The sequence below is a fragment of the Aerolutibacter ruishenii genome (genome assembly GCF_007830115.1).
GTDB lineage: Bacteria > Pseudomonadota > Gammaproteobacteria > Xanthomonadales > Xanthomonadaceae > Aerolutibacter > Aerolutibacter ruishenii.
The window spans coordinates 1-17422 of sequence record NZ_VLKP01000021.1 but is presented as its reverse complement, the minus strand read 5'-3'; the positions used below and the strand labels follow the sequence as shown (position 1 = coordinate 17422).

Sequence of the window (17422 nt, the reverse complement as noted above, 5' to 3'; positions counted from 1 at the left end):
CATCAAGGTCGGCGACGAAATCGAAATCGTCGGTATCCGTCCGACCCAGAAGACGACCGTCACTGGCGTGGAGATGTTCCGCAAGCTGCTGGACCAGGGCCAGGCGGGCGACAACGCGGGCCTGCTGCTGCGCGGCACCAAGCGTGACGACGTGGAGCGTGGCCAGGTGCTGGCCAAGCCGGGTTCGATCACCCCGCACACCACGTTCGAGGCCGAGGTGTACGTGCTGTCGAAGGACGAAGGCGGCCGCCACACCCCGTTCTTCAAGGGCTACCGTCCGCAGTTCTACTTCCGCACCACCGACATCACCGGTGCGGTGGAGCTGCCGGAAGGCGTGGAGATGGTGATGCCGGGCGACAACATCAAGATGGTGGTCACCCTGATCAATCCGGTGGCGATGGACGAAGGCCTGCGTTTCGCGATCCGCGAAGGCGGCCGCACCGTCGGCGCCGGCGTCGTCGCCAAGATCCTCAAGTAAGAACAGTTAACACGACAGCTGCGCTGTCGAGTTGACTCCCGCCGATCATCCGACCCTGCCGGGTCGGATATCGCCGGGGAGACAGGAAAGGGCGATGGCGGCACTGGCCGCCTTCGCTGTTTTCGGAACCAGTCGATACGCCAGTAGCTCAATTGGCAGAGCAGCGGTCTCCAAAACCGCAGGTTGGGGGTTCGAGTCCCTCCTGGCGTGCCACCTGGTAGCGGGCTTGTCCGCAAGAGCCCGGCCCCCGTGGCTGGACTTCCCTCCAGACAACGCGCCCGCCACGGCGTGCGTGCGACGAGTCGGATGAACAGCAACGTCCAACAACCCAATTCCACCAACGCCGGCGACATCGTCAAGTATGTTGTCGCGATCCTGCTGGTTGTGGCCGGCCTGTTCGGCTATAGCTGGTTCAGCGATTGGCCGGGCAGTCTGCGCGCCCTGCTCGTGGTCGTTGGCCTGCTCGCCGGTCTCGGTGTATTCATGCTCACCGCCAAGGGCGCCCAGACCCGCGAGTTCCTTTCGGAGTCGAAGTTCGAACTGCGCAAGGTGGTGTGGCCCACCCGTCAGGAAGCGCTGCAGACCACCTGGGTGGTCATGATCGCCGTGGCCGTGTTGAGCCTGATCCTGGCCGGTTTCGACGTGGTCATCCAGGCCGCGGTCAAGTGGCTGCTGGGGCGTTGAGGAGATGAGCGACGTGACGAACGAAGGCAACAAGCGCTGGTACGTGGTCCATGCCTATTCCGGCTTCGAGAAGTCGGTGGCCCAGGCGCTGCGTGACCGCATCGTGCGCGCCGACATGCAGGACAAGTTTGGCGACGTGCTGGTGCCGACCGAGGAAGTGGTCGAGATGCGCTCCGGCCAGAAGCGCCGCTCCGAGCGCAAGTTCTTCCCGGGCTATGTGCTGGTGCAGATCGCCACCCATGACGAAGCGGGCATCCCGCGCATGGACAGCGAAAGCTGGCACCTGATCAAGGAAACGCCGAAGGTGCTGGGCTTCATCGGCGGCACCGCCGACAAGCCGCTGCCGATCGCCGACCACGAGGCGGCGACCATCCTGAACCGCGTTCAGGAAGGCGTCGAAAAGCCGCGTCCCAAGGTGCTGTTCGAGCCGGGCGAGATGGTCCGCGTCATCGACGGCCCGTTCAACGACTTCAACGGCGTGGTCGAAGAGATCAACTACGAGAAGAGCCGCCTGCGCGTGGCGGTGCTGATCTTCGGCCGGTCGACCCCGGTGGAGCTGGAATTCGGTCAGGTCGAAAAGGCCTGATTCGGCCGCGCCGCGCCCTTCGGGTTGCCGGCGCCGGTCCGCGAAGCCCGTGGAGGCGGGTATCGATCATCCGGGTGCTGGCTCGGCTGGCCTGCCGTAATGGCGGACAGTCGCCTGCATTGTCAGCCAAACCCTGCTATGATGTGCGGCTCGCTCTCCTTGGCAAGCCGCCATGGAACGTTCGGCCGCCTTCGGGTGGCCGTCCGCACGAGCAAAACGTGAATGCCGGGACACGTGATTTTCCCGGCGCGATGGGGAGCCTGACATCCAGGCGCTTGCACCCGGAGACAAGAAAATGGCAAAGAAAGTAGTCGGTTACATCAAGCTGCAGGTCAAGGCCGGTCAGGCCAACCCGTCGCCGCCGGTTGGCCCGGCCCTGGGTCAGCGCGGCCTGAACATCATGGAGTTCTGCAAGGCGTTCAACGCCGCGACCTCCAAGCTCGAGCCGGGTCTGCCGACCCCGGTCATCATCACGGCCTACTCGGACCGTACCTTCACCTTCGTCACCAAGTCGACCCCGGCCACGGTGCTACTGAAGAAGGCTGCCGGCATCACCTCCGGCTCCAAGCGCCCGAACACCGAGAAGGTGGGCAAGGTCACCCGCGCCCAACTCGAGGCCATCGCCCAGCAGAAGGAGCCCGACCTGACGGCGGCCGACCTCGACGCGGCGGTGAAGACGATTGCGGGTTCGGCCCGCAGCATGGGTCTGGTGGTGGAGGGCTAAGACATGGCAATGAGCAAGCGCGAAAAGGCCATCAAGGCCGCTGTTGTCCCGGGCAAGTCGTACGCCTTCGAGGACGCGATCAAGATCATCAAGACCGCCACCAAGGCCAAGTTCGTCGAGTCCGTCGACGTTGCCGTGCGCCTGGGCGTGGACGCCAAGAAGTCCGATCAGCAGGTCCGTGGTTCGACCGTGCTGCCGGCCGGTACCGGCAAGTCCGTGCGCGTGGCGGTGTTCGCCCCGGCCGGTGCCAAGGCTGACGAAGCCCTGGCCGCTGGCGCCGAGGCTGTCGGCATGGACGACCTGGCCGAGAAGATGCAGGCCGGCGACCTGAACTATGACGTGGTCATCGCCACCCCGGACGCCATGCGCGTCGTTGGCAAGCTCGGTACCGTCCTCGGTCCGCGCGGCCTGATGCCGAACCCGAAGGTCGGCACCGTGTCCCCGAACCCGGGTGAAGCGGTGAAGAACGCCAAGGGCGGCCAGGTCCGTTACCGCACCGACAAGGCGGGCATCATCCACTGCACCATCGGCAAGGCCTCGTTCGAAGACGCTTCGTTGAAGGACAACCTGCAGGCCCTGCTGATGGACCTGGTCAAGGCCAAGCCGGCGACCTCGAAGGGTCAGTACCTGCAGAAGATCTCGATCAGCTCGACCATGGGCCCGGGCGTCACCGTCGACCAGTCGTCGCTGAACCTGAAGTAATTCGTTTCAAGCCGCTCCGTTCGCGGGGCGGGCGGGTCGGGGGCAACCCCAACCCACGTTTTTGAGGGCGTCGCCCCGGCTCCGGCCGAGGCGGCAGCCGTCAAAGACCGCAGGCGCGGTCAACGCCTACCGGCGACGGGCACGGAAGCTCGACATGGCAGGGAATCGCCGTCGGTGGAAGCGGGGCTGCTTAATCCGGACCTCCGGGTCGACCTGCGTAGATGGTGCCTTCTGGAAAATTTTTCTGGAGTGGCCACCACCGGGATGCCGAAAGGCGTCCCCGATGCCAGGGACCGGTGTCGCCCAGGACCGCACGCGGCAGGAGCCGTAAGCGGAATTCAATTGGAGGAGTGCAATGGCTCTCAATCTGTCCCAGAAGCAAGATGTAGTCGCAGAGGTGGCCGAAATCGCCGCCAAGGCGCACTCCTTGGTCGCAGTCGAGTACGCGGGCACCACGGTCAGCCAGATGACCGCGATGCGCAAGAAGGCCCGCGAAACCGGCGTGTACTTGAAGGTTGTCAAGAACACGCTGGCCTCGCGCGCCGTGGCCGGTACCGAGTTCGAGGTCGTCAAGGACGCCCTGACCGGTCCGCTGCTGTACGCGTTCTCGCTGGAAGAACCCGGCGCTGCCGGTCGTCTGATCAAGGAAGCGGCCAAGGGCAACGACAAGCTCAAGCCGCGGCTCGTGTCGGTGGAAGGCAAGCTGCTGCCCGCCGAGCACGTCGAAGTGCTGGCCTCGCTGCCGACCCGCGAACAGGCCCTGGCCATGCTGGCCCGTGTCCTCGCCGAACCCGCCACGATGTTCGCCCGCGCCGTCAAGGCCGTGGCCGACAAGCAGGGCGGTGGCGAAGCGGCACCGGTCGAAGCGGCCGCCGAAGCCTGAGTTTGCGTACGCGACTTACTAACCCATTCGCAAGAATAATTTTCCAGAGGTAAATGCAATGTCCCTGTCCAACGAGCAGATCGTCGACGCCATCGCCGCCAAGTCGCTGATGGAAGTGATGGACCTGGTGAAGGCCATCGAAGAGAAGTTCGGCGTCACCGCCGCTGCCCCGGTGATGGTCGCCGGTCCGGCCGCCGCCGCTGCCCCGGTCGAAGAGCAGACCGAGTTCAACGTCATCCTGAAGGATGCCGGCGCCAAGAAGGTCGAGGTCATCAAGGCCGTTCGCGCCATCACGGGCCTGGGCCTGAAGGAAGCCAAGGACCTGGCCGAGGCCGGTGGCGTGGTGAAGGAAGGCGCTTCGAAGGAAGACGCCGACAAGTTCAAGAAGGAACTCGAGGCCGCCGGCGCGACCGTCGAGCTGAAGTAAGCAGTACTTGCGTCGCCGGCCACCACTGGCGACCACCCAAGGCTGGGGTCGAAAGACCCCGGCCTTTGGCCGTTGTTGAAGTCCTGCGTCCGGGCGTGCCCGGCGGCAGGCAGGAAACCCAACCGAGTTGGTAGTTGGAAGCAGCAGCAGAAGGCGTGCGGGTGCCGGCAATACCCGCGGCTTCCAACTGACAGTTCTTCGTTCCCCCAGGGTCGCGGACGCGCGGCCCACCCGAGGCCCGCGACGGCGGCCCTCGTACAACAAAACCGAGGCGGTAGCTCCCCATGACGACGTACTCGTTCACCGAAAAGAAGCGCATCCGCAAGGATTTCGGCAAGCGCCGGTCCATCCTTGAAGTGCCCTTCCTGCTGGCCATCCAGGTCGACTCGTACCGCGAGTTCCTGCAGGAGAACAAGGATCCGGCCAAGCGCGACGACAAGGGCCTCCACGCCGCCCTCAAGTCGGTCTTCCCGATCGCCAGCTACAGCGGCAATGCCGCGCTGGAATACGTCGGCTACAAGCTGGGCGAGCCCGCGTTCGACGAGCGCGAGTGCCGCAACCGCGGCCTGTCGTACGGCGCCCCGCTGCGCGTGACCGTGCGCCTGGTGATCTACGACCGTGAGTCGAGCACCAAGGCCATCAAGTACGTGAAGGAGCAGGAGGTCTACATGGGCGAGATTCCGCTCATGACCGACAACGGCACCTTCATCGTCAACGGCACCGAGCGCGTCATCGTCTCGCAGCTGCACCGTTCGCCGGGCGTGTTCTTCGACCACGACCGCGGCAAGACCCACAGCTCGGGCAAGCTGCTGTACAGCGCCCGCATCATTCCTTACCGCGGCTCGTGGCTGGACTTCGAGTTCGACCCGAAGGATGGCCTGTTCACCCGTATCGACCGTCGCCGCAAGCTGCCGGTGACCGTGCTCCTGCGCGCCCTCGGTTACACCAACGAGGAGATGCTGCGCGAGTTCTTCGAGATCAACACCTTCCACATCGATCCGAAGGAAGGCGTGCAGCTGGAGCTGGTGGCCGAGCGCCTGCGTGGTGAAACGCTGGACTTCGACCTGGCCGATGGCGACAAGGTCATCGTCGAGGCGGGCCGCCGCATCACCGCGCGCCACACCAAGCAGCTGGAAGCCGCCGGCATTTCCGCGCTGGCCGTGCCGGACAGCTACCTGGTCGGCCGCATCCTGTCGCACGACGTGGTCGACGCCAACACCGGCGAGTTGCTGGCCAACGCCAACGACGAGATCACCGAAGACCAGCTGGCCAAGTTCCGCAAGGCCGGCGTGGCTTCGGTCGGCACGCTGTGGGTGAACGACCTCGACCGCGGTCCGTACATCTCCAACACCCTGCGCATCGACGCGACCAAGACGCAGCTCGACGCGCTGGTCGAGATCTACCGCATGATGCGTCCCGGCGAGCCGCCGACCAAGGACGCTGCGCAGAACCTGTTCCACAACCTGTTCTTCACCTTCGAGCGCTACGACCTGTCGAGCGTCGGTCGGATGAAGTTCAACCGCCGCCTGGGTCGCAAGGAGACCGAGGGCGCGTCGGTGCTGTACGACAGCAAGTACTTCGCCGAGCGCAAGGACGAGGAATCGATCCGACTGCGCGAGCAGTGCACCGGTTCCGACATCCTGGACGTGATCAAGGTCCTGACCGAGATCCGCAACGGCCGTGGCGTGGTGGACGACATCGACCACCTGGGCAACCGTCGCGTGCGTTCGGTCGGCGAAATGGCCGAGAACGTGTTCCGCGTCGGCCTGGTCCGCGTCGAGCGCGCCGTGAAGGAGCGCCTGTCGATGGCCGAGTCCGAAGGCCTGACCCCGCAGGAACTGATCAACGCCAAGCCGGTGGCCGCCGCGATCAAGGAGTTCTTCGGCTCCTCGCAGCTGTCGCAGTTCATGGACCAGAACAACCCGCTGTCGGAAGTCACGCACAAGCGTCGCGTGTCGGCCCTCGGCCCGGGTGGCCTGACCCGCGAGCGCGCCGGCTTCGAAGTGCGCGACGTGCACCCGACCCACTACGGCCGCGTCTGCACCATCGAGACGCCGGAAGGCCCGAACATCGGCCTGATCAACTCGCTGGCCGTGTTCGCCCGCACCAACCGCTACGGCTTCCTCGAGACGCCGTACCGCAAGGTCGTGGACGGCCGCGTCACCGACGACGTCGAGTACCTGTCGGCCATCGAGGAAAACGAGTACGTCATCGCCCAGGCCAACGCGCCTCAGGACGAGAACGGCGTGATGACCGCGCCGTTCGTGAATTGCCGCTTCCAGGGTGAAAACCTGCTCAAGCCGCCGAGCGAGATCCACTTCATGGACGTCTCGCCGATGCAGACCGTGTCGGTCGCGGCCGCGCTCGTCCCGTTCCTCGAGCACGACGACGCCAACCGTGCGCTGATGGGCGCCAACATGCAGCGCCAGGCCGTGCCGACCCTGAAGGCGCAGAAGCCGCTGGTCGGTACCGGCATCGAGCGCGCCGTGGCGCGTGACTCGGGTGTGACCGTGAACGCCAGGCGTGGCGGCGTGATCGAGCAGATCGACGCGGCCCGCATCGTGGTCAAGGTCAACGAAGTCGAGATTTCCGGCGAGCACGACGCCGGCGTCGACATCTACAACCTCATCAAGTACACCCGTTCGAACCAGAACACCTGCATCAACCAGTCGCCGCTGGTGAAGGTCGGTGACGTGGTGGCGCGCGGTGACGTGCTGGCCGACGGCCCGTCGACCGACATCGGCGAGCTGGCCCTGGGCCAGAACATGCTGATCGCGTTCATGCCGTGGAACGGCTACAACTTCGAAGACTCGATGCTGCTGTCCGAGCGCGTGGTCCAGGAAGACCGCTATACGACGATCCACATCGAGGAGCTCACCGTCCAGGCGCGCGACACCAAGCTGGGGCCGGAGGAGATCACCGCCGACATCCCCAACGTGTCCGAGCAGGCGTTGAACCGCCTCGACCAGTCCGGCGTGGTGTACATCGGCGCGGAAGTCCGCGCTGGCGACATCCTGGTGGGCAAGGTCACGCCTAAGGGCGAAAGCCAGCTGACCCCGGAAGAGAAGCTGCTGCGCGCGATCTTCGGCGAAAAGGCCTCCGACGTTAAGGACAGCTCGCTGCGCGTGCCCCCGGGCATGGACGGCGTGGTCATCGACGTGCAGGTCTTCACCCGCGACGGCATCGAGAAGGACGCGCGTGCGCGCCAGATCGAAGAGAGCGAGATCAAGCGCGTCAAGAAGGACTTCGACGACCAGTACCGCATCCTCGAAGCCGCCATCTACGACCGCCTGCGCTCGCAGCTGGTCGGCAAGGTCGCCAACGGCGGTGCCGGCCTGAAGAAGGGCGACACCGTCACCTCGCTGGTGCTGGATGGCCTTTCCCGCAAGGACTGGTTCGGCCTGCGCATGAAGGACGACGACGCCATCGAGGCGATCGAGCGCGCGCAGAAGCAGATCGACGTCCACAAGGACGAGTTCGAGAAGCGTTTCGCCGACAAGCGCGCCAAGATCATGCAGGGCGACGACCTCGCCCCGGGCGTGCTGAAGATGGTCAAGGTGTTCCTGGCCGTGAAGCGCCGCATCCAGCCGGGCGACAAGATGGCCGGCCGCCACGGTAACAAGGGTGTGGTCTCGACCATCGTGCCGGTGCAGGACATGCCGTACGCGGCCGATGGCCAGACCGTCGACATCGTGCTGAACCCGCTGGGCGTGCCGTCGCGCATGAACATCGGCCAGGTGCTGGAAGTCCACCTGGGCTGGGCCGCCAAGGGCCTGGGCCAGAAGATCCAGCGCATGCTCGAGGCACAGGCCAAGATCGCCGACCTGCGCAAGTTCCTCGACGATATCTACAACCACGACCGCAAGGCGCACGGCGAGCGCGTTGACCTGACCCAGTTCTCCGACCAGGAGCTGCTGGTGCTGGCCAACAACCTCACCGACGGCGTGCCGATGGCCACCCCGGTGTTCGACGGCGCGGCCGAGGCCGAGATCAAGCGCATGCTCGAGCTCGCCGACCTGCCGACCAGCGGCCAGACCACCTTGTACGACGGCCGTACCGGCGAGGCGTTCGACCGCAAGGTGACCGTGGGCTACATGCACATGCTGAAGCTCAACCACCTGGTCGACGACAAGATGCACGCGCGTTCGACCGGTCCGTACTCGCTCGTCACCCAGCAGCCGCTGGGCGGCAAGGCGCAGTTCGGCGGCCAGCGCTTCGGTGAAATGGAAGTCTGGGCGCTGGAAGCCTACGGCGCGGCCTACACCCTGCAGGAAATGCTGACGGTGAAGTCCGACGACGTGCAGGGCCGCAACCAGATGTACAAGAACATCGTCGACGGCGAGTACGAGATGGTGGCCGGCATGCCGGAGTCCTTCAACGTCCTCGTGAAGGAAATCCGCTCGCTCGCGATCAACATGGAGCTGGAAGAGAACTGATCCCAAGGGCGGGGGAGTGCAGCGTCACGCGCGCTCCCCTCGCTCCGCAGTCGGTAATCCACAGCCCCTCGACGAATTCCTCCGGACTGGAGAAAAGAAATGAAAGACCTGCTCAACCTGTTCAACCAGCAGCGACCGGCGCTCGACTTCGACGCCATCAAGATCGCACTGGCCTCGCCCGACCTGATCCGTTCGTGGTCGTTCGGCGAAGTCAAGAAGCCGGAAACCATCAACTACCGCACCTTCAAGCCCGAGCGCGACGGCCTGTTCTGCGCCGCCATCTTCGGGCCGATCAAGGACTACGAGTGCCTGTGCGGCAAGTACAAGCGCATGAAGCACCGCGGCGTGGTCTGCGAGAAGTGCGGCACCGAGGTCACGCTGGCCAAGGTGCGCCGCGAGCGCATGGGCCACATCGACCTGGCCTCGCCGGTCGCGCACATCTGGTTCCTCAAGTCGCTGCCGTCGCGCATCGGCCTGATGCTGGACATGACCCTGCGCGACATCGAGCGCATCCTGTACTTCGAAGCGTATGTCGTCACCGAGCCGGGCCTGACCCCGCTCGAGCGCGGCAACCTGCTGACCGAAGAGCAGTACATGCAGGCGCGTCAGGAGCACGGCGACGACTTCGAGGCCGCGATGGGCGCCGAGGCGGTCTATGACCTGCTGCGCACCATCGACCTGCAGTCGGAGATGGTCACCCTGAAGGAGGAGATCGCCTCCACCGGTTCGGAGACCAAGCTCAAGCGCCTGACCAAGCGCATCAAGCTGGTCGAGGCCTTCCTCGAGTCCGGCAACCGCCCGGAGTGGATGGTCATGACCGTGCTGCCGGTGCTGCCGCCGGACCTGCGTCCGCTGGTCCCGCTGGACGGTGGCCGCTTCGCGACCTCCGACCTGAACGACCTGTACCGCCGCGTCATCAACCGCAACAACCGCCTGCGCCGCCTGCTGGAGCTCAACGCTCCGGACATCATCGTGCGCAACGAAAAGCGCATGCTGCAGGAGTCGGTTGACGCCCTGATGGACAACGGCCGCCGCGGCCGCGCCATCACCGGCACCAACAAGCGCCCGCTCAAGTCGCTGGCCGACATGATCAAGGGCAAGCAGGGCCGCTTCCGCCAGAACCTGCTCGGCAAGCGCGTCGACTACTCCGGCCGTTCGGTCATCGTGGTCGGTCCGTACCTCAAGCTGCACCAGTGCGGCCTGCCGAAGAAGATGGCGCTGGAGCTGTTCAAGCCCTTCATCTTCGCCAAGCTGCAGCGTCGCGGCCTGGCCACCACGATCAAGGCCGCCAAGAAGCTGGTCGAGCGTGAAGAGGCCGAGGTGTGGGACATCCTCGAAGAGGTGATCCGCGAGCACCCGGTGCTGCTGAACCGCGCCCCGACCCTGCACCGCCTCGGCATCCAGGCCTTCGAGCCGGTGCTGATCGAAGGCAAGGCGATCCAGTTGCATCCGCTGGTGTGTACGGCATTCAACGCCGACTTCGACGGTGACCAGATGGCCGTGCACGTGCCGCTTTCGCTGGAAGCCCAGCTGGAAGCGCGCGCGCTGATGATGGCGTCCAACAACATCCTGTCGCCGGCCAACGGCGAGCCGATCATCGTGCCGTCGCAGGACGTGGTGCTGGGCCTGTACTACATGACCCGCCAGCTCGTCGGCAAGAAGGGCGAGGGCATGGTGTTCGCCAACGTCGCCGAGGTGAAGCGCGCGTACGACACCAACGACCATGACGGCAAACGCGTGGTCGAGCTGCACGCCGGCATCAAGGTGCGCATCACCGAGCGCGTGAAGAACGAGGACGGCACCTTCGAGCAGAAGACCTCCATCGTCGAGACCACCGTCGGCCGCGCCCTGCTGCGCGAGATCCTGCCGGAGGGCCTGCCGTTCGCGCTGGCCAACGTCGAGCTGACCAAGAAGAACATCAGCCGCCTGATCAACTCCTGCTACCGCATGCTCGGCCTGAAGGACACGGTCGTGTTCGCCGACAAGCTGATGTACACCGGTTTCGCGTTCGCAACGCGCGCCGGCGTGTCGATCGGCATCGACGACATGATCATCCCGGACGAGAAGAAGGGCATCCTGGCCGAGGCCGAAGCCGAGGTGCTGGAGATCCAGGAGCAGTACCAGTCGGGCTTGGTCACCGGCGGCGAGCGCTACAACAAGGTGGTCGACATCTGGTCGCGCACCAACGAGCGCGTGGCCAAGGCGATGATGGACACCATCGGCACCGAGAAGGTGGAGAACGCCAAGGGCGAGGTCGTCGACCAGAAGTCGATGAACTCGATCTACATCATGGCCGACTCGGGCGCGCGTGGTTCGCAGGCCCAGATCCGCCAGCTCGCCGGCATGCGCGGCCTGATGGCCAAGCCGGACGGCTCGATCATCGAAACGCCGATCACCTCCAACTTCCGCGAAGGCCTGAACGTCCAGCAGTACTTCATCTCGACCCACGGCGCCCGCAAGGGCCTGGCCGATACCGCGCTGAAGACCGCGAACTCCGGTTACCTGACCCGTCGCCTGGTCGACGTGGCGCAGGACGTGGTCATCACCGAGACCGACTGCGGCACGCTCGAGGGCCTGATGATGACCCCGATCGTCGAAGGCGGCGACGTGGTCGAGCCGCTGCGCGACCGCGTGCTGGGCCGCGTCGTGGCCGAGGACGTGTTCCTGCCGGGCAACGACGAGGATCCGATCGTCACCCGCAACACCCTGCTCGACGAAGCCTGGGTGCAGAAGCTGGAAGACGCCAGCGTGCAGGTCATCAAGGTCCGCTCGACCATCACCTGCGAAAGCTCGTTCGGCGTGTGCTCGCACTGCTACGGTCGCGACCTCGGCCGCGGCCACCTGGTCAACCACGGCGAAGCGGTCGGCGTCGTCGCCGCGCAGTCGATCGGCGAGCCGGGTACCCAGCTGACCATGCGTACGTTCCACATCGGTGGTGCGGCGTCGCGTGCGGCCGCCATCGACAATGTGACGGTCAAGACCACCGGTTCGATCAAGTACAACAACCTGAAGTTCGTCGAGCACAGCCAGGGCCACCGCGTGGCCGTGTCGCGCTCGGGTGAACTGTCGGTCCTCGACCCGCACGGCCGCGAGCGCGAGCGCTACAAGCTGCCGTACGGCGCCACCGTCAGCGTCAAGGACGGTGCCGAGATCAAGGCCGGCCAGACCGTGGCCAACTGGGATCCGCACAACCACCCGATCGTCTCGGAAGTCGCTGGTTTCGTCCGCTTCATCGACTTCGTCGATGGCGTGACCGTGATCGAGAAGACCGACGAGCTGACCGGCCTGGCCTCGCGCGAGATCACCGATCCCAAGCGCCGCGGCTCGCAGGGCAAGGACCTGCGTCCGCTGGTGCGCATCGTCGACAAGAACGGCAAGGACCTGTCCATCCCGGGTACCGACCTGCCGGCGCAGTACCTGCTGCCGCCGCGCTCGGTCGTCAACCTGCAGGACGGCTCGCCGGTGGGCGTGGGTGACGTGGTCGCCAAGATCCCGCAGGAAGCGTCCAAGACCCGCGACATCACCGGTGGTCTGCCGCGCGTGGCCGACCTGTTCGAAGCCCGCAAGCCCAAGGATCCGGCGGTGCTGGCCGAGCGCTCGGGCATCGTCAGCTTCGGCAAGGACACCAAGGGCAAGCAGCGCCTGATCATCCGCGACACCGACGGCAACGAGCACGAGGAGCTGATCCCCAAGTACCGCCAGATCATCGTGTTCGAAGGCGAGCACGTGGAGAAGGGCGAGACCGTGGTGGACGGCGAGCCGAGCCCGCAGGACATCCTGCGCCTGCTGGGTGTCGAGCCGCTGGCCGTGTACCTGACCAAGGAAATCCAGGACGTCTACCGCCTGCAGGGCGTGAAGATCAACGACAAGCACATCGAGGTGATCGTTCGCCAGATGCTGCGCAAGGTCGAGATCACCGAGCAGGGCGACAGCAAGTTCCTGCACGGCGAGCAGGTCGAGCGCCAGCGCCTGGTCGAGGAAAACGCCCGCGTGCTGGGCCGCAACGAGATGCCGGCGAAGTTCGATCCGGTCCTGCTGGGCATCACCAAGGCCTCGCTGGCGACCGAGTCGTTCATCTCCGCGGCTTCGTTCCAGGAGACCACCCGCGTGCTGACCGAGGCCGCTGTCCGCGGCACCCGCGACAGCCTGCGCGGCCTCAAGGAAAACGTGATCGTGGGTCGCCTGATCCCGGCCGGTACCGGCCTGGCGTACCACACGCAGCGCCGCAAGAACGCGTCGGGCTTGACCGACTCCGAGCTTGAAGTGCTGGCGGGCCCGGTCGCGACCGAAGTGGCCGAAGCCGCCGATGTCGCGGGCGAGGACTCCACGGCCGAGTAAAAACCGGGTACAATCCCCGCGTTAACCCGGGCGGTGCCTTCAAACGCACCGCCCCAGATCACCAAATGAGGTCGCAGGGAGCGCCTCGTGTTGGGCCCAGGACGGGCGGGATCGCAGATTCTCCGGTCGGGTGCGTTCGCGCGTCGGATCCGGAAAACAGGTTTAGTCCGCGTTGACCGCAGGGTCTGACGCGGGCTATACTTTTTCGTCTCGGTTGGCCGGAAGTAGTCGGCTGCCCGTTTGTTTTCCCGCGGAGGCCGCCCGGCCCCCTCACCAACCAGAGCTCCAGATGGCGACTATCAATCAGCTGGTGCGCAAGCCGCGCAACCCTGAAACCTACAAGAGCGCTTCCCCGGCGCTGGCGAACTGCCCGCAGCGTCGTGGCGTTTGCACCCGCGTCTACACCACCACCCCGAAGAAGCCGAACTCGGCGATGCGCAAGGTGGCCAAGGTGCGCCTGACCAACGGTTACGAAGTCATTTCGTACATCGGCGGCGAAGGCCACAACCTGCAGGAGCACTCGGTGGTGCTGATCCGCGGTGGTCGTGTGAAGGACCTCCCGGGCGTGCGTTACCACACCGTGCGCGGCTCGCTCGACGCCGCCGGTGTCGCCAAGCGTCGCCAGCGCCGTTCCAAGTACGGCGCCAAGCGTCCGAAGTCCTAAGCGACGCGCTCACACAGCGTGGCCCGCCCAGGCGGGTCGCCCGTTCAAGATTTGACGAAAGGTACGCAACATGTCGCGTAAAGGCTCCACCCCCCAGCGTTCGGTCCTGCCGGACCCCAAGCACGGCAGCGAGACGATCGCGCGCTTCATCAACATGGTCATGCAGAGCGGCAAGAAGTCGATCGCTGAGAAGATCGTCTATGGCGCCATGGACGTGATCGGCGAGAAGAACCCGAACGCCCTCGAGCTGGTCGAGAAGGCCCTCGGCAACGTGTCGCCGTCGGTCGAGGTCAAGTCCCGCCGCGTCGGCGGCGCGACCTACCAGGTCCCGGTCGAAGTGCGTTCCTCGCGCCGCATGGCGCTGGCGATGCGCTGGCTGATCGAGTCGGCCCGCAAGCGTGGCGAGAACAGCATGCCGCGCAAGCTGGCCGCCGAGCTGATGGACGCCTCGGAGAACCGCGGCGGCGCGATCAAGAAGCGCGAAGAAACCCACCGCATGGCGGACGCGAACAAGGCGTTCGCGCACTACCGCTGGTGATGGACCGCCCCGCCGGCTGAGCCGCGCGGGGCGCCCACGGCGCAGAAGCGCTGACGCGGCGGCGTTACGCCGCCACGCGAACCGGAGGCCGCCCCCGAGGCGGCGTCCGGCCATCTGGAATTCACAAAACTTACGAGAGGGTCCCGTGGCTCGCACCACTCCCATCGAGCGTTACCGCAACTTCGGCATCATGGCCCACATCGATGCCGGCAAGACCACCACGTCCGAGCGCATCCTGTTCTACACCGGCAAGAGCCACAAGCTGGGTGAAGTGCATGACGGCGCCGCGACCATGGACTGGATGGAGCAGGAGCAGGAGCGTGGCATCACGATCCAGTCCGCCGCGACCACAGCGTTCTGGAAGGGCATGGACAAGTCCCTGCCGGAGCACCGCTTCAACATCATCGACACCCCCGGCCACGTCGACTTCACCATCGAAGTCGAGCGTTCGCTGCGCGTGCTCGACGGCGCCGTGTTCGTGTTGTGCGCCGTGGGCGGCGTGCAGCCGCAGTCGGAGACCGTGTGGCGCCAGGCCAACAAGTACCACGTGCCGCGCATCGCGTTCGTCAACAAGATGGACCGCACCGGCGCCAACTTCTTCAAGGTCCGTGACCAGCTGAAGTCGCGCCTGGGCGCGGTGCCGGTGCCGATGCAGGTGCCGGTCGGCGCGGAGGACAACTTCGACGGCGTGGTCGACCTGCTGAAGATGAAGGCCATCCACTGGGATACCGCTTCGCAGGGCATGAAGTTCGAGTACCGCGACATCCCGGCCGACCTGCAGGAAGTCGCCGAAGAGGCCCGTGCCTTCATGGTCGAGGCTGCGGCCGAAGCCAGCGAAGAGCTGATGGACAAGTACCTGGGCGGCGAAGAGCTGACCGAGGCCGAGATCGTGTCGGCGCTGCGCGAGCGCACGCTGAAGACCGAGATCGTGCCGATGTTCTGCGGTACCGCGTTCAAGAACAAGGGCGTGCAGGCCATGCTCGACGGCGTGATCCAGCTGCTGCCGTCGCCGGTGGACGTGCCGGACGTGCGCGGCGTGGACGTGGACGACGAGACCAAGGAGCTGACCCGCAAGTCGGACGACAAGGCTCCGTTCTCGGCGCTGGCGTTCAAGATCATGACCGACCCGTTCGTCGGCTCGCTGACCTTCTTCCGCGTCTACTCGGGCACCCTCAACGCCGGCGACCAGGTGCTGAACTCGGTCAAGGGCAAGAAGGAGCGCATCGGCCGTCTGCTGCAGATGCACTCCAACAACCGCGAAGAGATCAAGGAAGTGCTGGCCGGCGACATCGCCGCGGCCGTGGGCCTGAAGGACGTCACCACCGGTGACACCCTGTGCTCGCAGGACGCGCCGATCGTGCTCGAGCGCATGAGCTTCCCGGAGCCGGTCATCTCGATGGCGGTCGAGCCCAAGACCAAGTCGGACCAGGAAAAGATGGGTATCGCCCTCGGCCGCCTGGCCCAGGAAGATCCCTCGTTCCGCGTGCGTACCGACGAAGAATCGGGCCAGACCATCATCGCCGGCATGGGCGAGCTGCACCTGGACATCATCGTCGACCGCATGAAGCGCGAGTTCAACGTTGAAGCCAACGTCGGCAAGCCGCAGGTGGCCTACCGCGAGACGATCCGCAAGTCGGACGTCAAGTCTGACTACAAGCACTCCAAGCAGTCCGGTGGTAAGGGTCAGTACGGTCACGTCGTGATCGAACTGTCGCCGATGACCGAGGCCGACAAGGCCAACGCGGACGTGAAGGACGACTTCCTGTTCGTCAACGACATCACCGGTGGCGTGATTCCGAAGGAATTCATCCCGGCGATCGAGAAGGGCCTGCGCGAGACCATCACCAGCGGTCCGCTGGCCGGCTTCCCGGTGGTGGGCGTGAAGTGCAAGCTGACCTTCGGTTCGTACCACGACGTCGACTCGTCGGAAATGGCGTTCAAGCTCGCTTCGTCGATGGCGTTCAAGCAGGGCTTCGCCAAGGCGGATCCGGTGCTGCTCGAGCCGATGATGAAGGTCGAGATCGTCACCCCCGAGGACTACGTCGGTGACGTGATGGGCGACGTGAGCCGTCGTCGTGGCCTGCTGCAGGGCCAGGACGACAGCCCGTCGGGCAAGATCATCAACGCGATGGTCCCGCTGGGCGAGATGTTCGGCTACGCCACGTCGCTCCGCTCGATGTCGCAGGGTCGCGCCACGTTCTCGATGGAGTTCGACCACTACGCCGAAGCGCCGACCAACATCGCCGAAGCGGTCATCAAGAAGGGCTGAAGCCCGGCCGGCTGAGGCCGGCCGCGGTTCCTCCAAGAATCAACAGTTTCCAAATTAGAGGTATAGAGCAATGGCAAAGGGTAAGTTCGAGCGCACCAAGCCGCACGTGAACGTGGGCACCATCGGTCACGTTGACCACGGCAAGACCACGCTGACCGCGGCGCTGACCAAGGTGGGCGCGGAGCGTTTTGGCGGCGAGTTCAAGGATTACTCCTCGATCGACGCGGCGCCGGAAGAGAAGGCGCGCGGCATCACGATCTCGACCGCGCACGTCGAGTACGAAAGCCCGACCCGTCACTACGCGCACGTGGACTGCCCGGGCCACGCCGACTACGTGAAGAACATGATCACCGGTGCGGCGCAGATGGACGGTGCGATCCTGGTGTGCTCGGCCGCTGACGGCCCGATGCCGCAGACCCGCGAGCACATCCTGCTGTCGCGTCAGGTCGGCGTGCCGTACATCGTGGTGTTCCTGAACAAGGCCGACATGGTTGACGACGCCGAGCTGCTCGAGCTGGTCGAGATGGAAGTGCGCGAGCTGCTGAGCAAGTACGACTTCCCGGGCGACGACACCCCGATCATCCACGGTTCGGCCCGCCTGGCGCTGGAAGGCGACCAGTCGGAGATCGGCGTGCCGGCGATCCTGAAGCTGGTGGACGCGCTGGACACGTTCATCCCGCTGCCGGAGCGTGA

At 65.4% G+C, this 17422-nt stretch carries 13 protein-coding genes and 1 tRNA gene; all 14 read left to right on the top strand.

All coding sequences use genetic code 11. The annotated features are described in order from the left end of the window. A partial coding sequence (locus IP93_RS15345) for an EF-Tu C-terminal domain-related protein (protein WP_242006897.1) occupies positions 1-478 on the top strand: 478 nt, incomplete at its 5' end. A gap of 137 nt (positions 479-615) precedes the next feature. Further along, positions 616-691: transfer RNA gene (locus IP93_RS15340), tRNA-Trp, on the top strand. Positions 692-784: 93 nt separating this feature from the next. Continuing rightward, positions 785-1162 carry a preprotein translocase subunit SecE gene (gene secE, locus IP93_RS15335; RefSeq protein ID WP_144817162.1) on the top strand — a complete coding sequence of 126 codons (378 nt, stop codon included), beginning with the start codon at positions 785-787 and terminating at the stop codon, positions 1160-1162. Between the two features lie 4 nt (positions 1163-1166). Next, complete coding sequence (gene nusG, locus IP93_RS15330; protein WP_144817160.1) at positions 1167-1748, top strand: transcription termination/antitermination protein NusG; 582 nt, start codon at positions 1167-1169, stop codon at positions 1746-1748. 295 nt (positions 1749-2043) lie between these two features. Next, positions 2044-2472: a 50S ribosomal protein L11 gene (gene rplK / locus IP93_RS15325; protein ID WP_144817158.1), complete on the top strand. Its 429-nt coding sequence runs from the start codon at positions 2044-2046 to the stop codon at positions 2470-2472. 3 nt (positions 2473-2475) lie between these two features. Then, entirely contained in the window at positions 2476-3174 is a 699-nt protein-coding gene (rplA, locus tag IP93_RS15320; RefSeq protein ID WP_144817156.1) for a 50S ribosomal protein L1, read from the top strand. Positions 3175-3529: 355 nt separating this feature from the next. Beyond that, complete coding sequence (rplJ, locus tag IP93_RS15315; RefSeq protein ID WP_144817154.1) at positions 3530-4057, top strand: 50S ribosomal protein L10; 528 nt, start codon at positions 3530-3532, stop codon at positions 4055-4057. A 58-nt stretch (positions 4058-4115) separates the two neighbouring features. Beyond that, a complete protein-coding gene (rplL, locus tag IP93_RS15310) occupies positions 4116-4484 on the top strand; it encodes a 50S ribosomal protein L7/L12 (RefSeq protein ID WP_144817152.1) in 369 nt (122 codons plus the stop codon). A gap of 284 nt (positions 4485-4768) precedes the next feature. Next, complete coding sequence (rpoB, locus tag IP93_RS15305; protein WP_144817150.1) at positions 4769-8920, top strand: DNA-directed RNA polymerase subunit beta; 4152 nt, start codon at positions 4769-4771, stop codon at positions 8918-8920. Positions 8921-9019: 99 nt separating this feature from the next. Beyond that, positions 9020-13258 carry a DNA-directed RNA polymerase subunit beta' gene (rpoC, locus tag IP93_RS15300; RefSeq protein WP_144817148.1) on the top strand — a complete coding sequence of 1413 codons (4239 nt, stop codon included), beginning with the start codon at positions 9020-9022 and terminating at the stop codon, positions 13256-13258. 289 nt (positions 13259-13547) lie between these two features. Then, the gene (gene rpsL / locus IP93_RS15295) at positions 13548-13922 is read left to right on the top strand and encodes a 30S ribosomal protein S12 (protein ID WP_036140069.1); all 375 of its coding nucleotides are present in this window, start codon (positions 13548-13550) and stop codon (positions 13920-13922) included. A 70-nt stretch (positions 13923-13992) separates the two neighbouring features. After that, positions 13993-14460 (top strand): 30S ribosomal protein S7, encoded by a 468-nt coding sequence (gene rpsG, locus IP93_RS15290; RefSeq protein ID WP_144817146.1) that lies wholly within the window; start codon positions 13993-13995, stop codon positions 14458-14460. A 145-nt stretch (positions 14461-14605) separates the two neighbouring features. Beyond that, positions 14606-16729 carry an elongation factor G gene (fusA, locus tag IP93_RS15285; RefSeq protein ID WP_144817144.1) on the top strand — a complete coding sequence of 708 codons (2124 nt, stop codon included), beginning with the start codon at positions 14606-14608 and terminating at the stop codon, positions 16727-16729. Between the two features lie 70 nt (positions 16730-16799). Beyond that, positions 16800-17422: GTP-binding protein (locus tag IP93_RS15280; RefSeq protein ID WP_144810809.1), on the top strand; the 623-nt coding region annotated here is incomplete at its 3' end.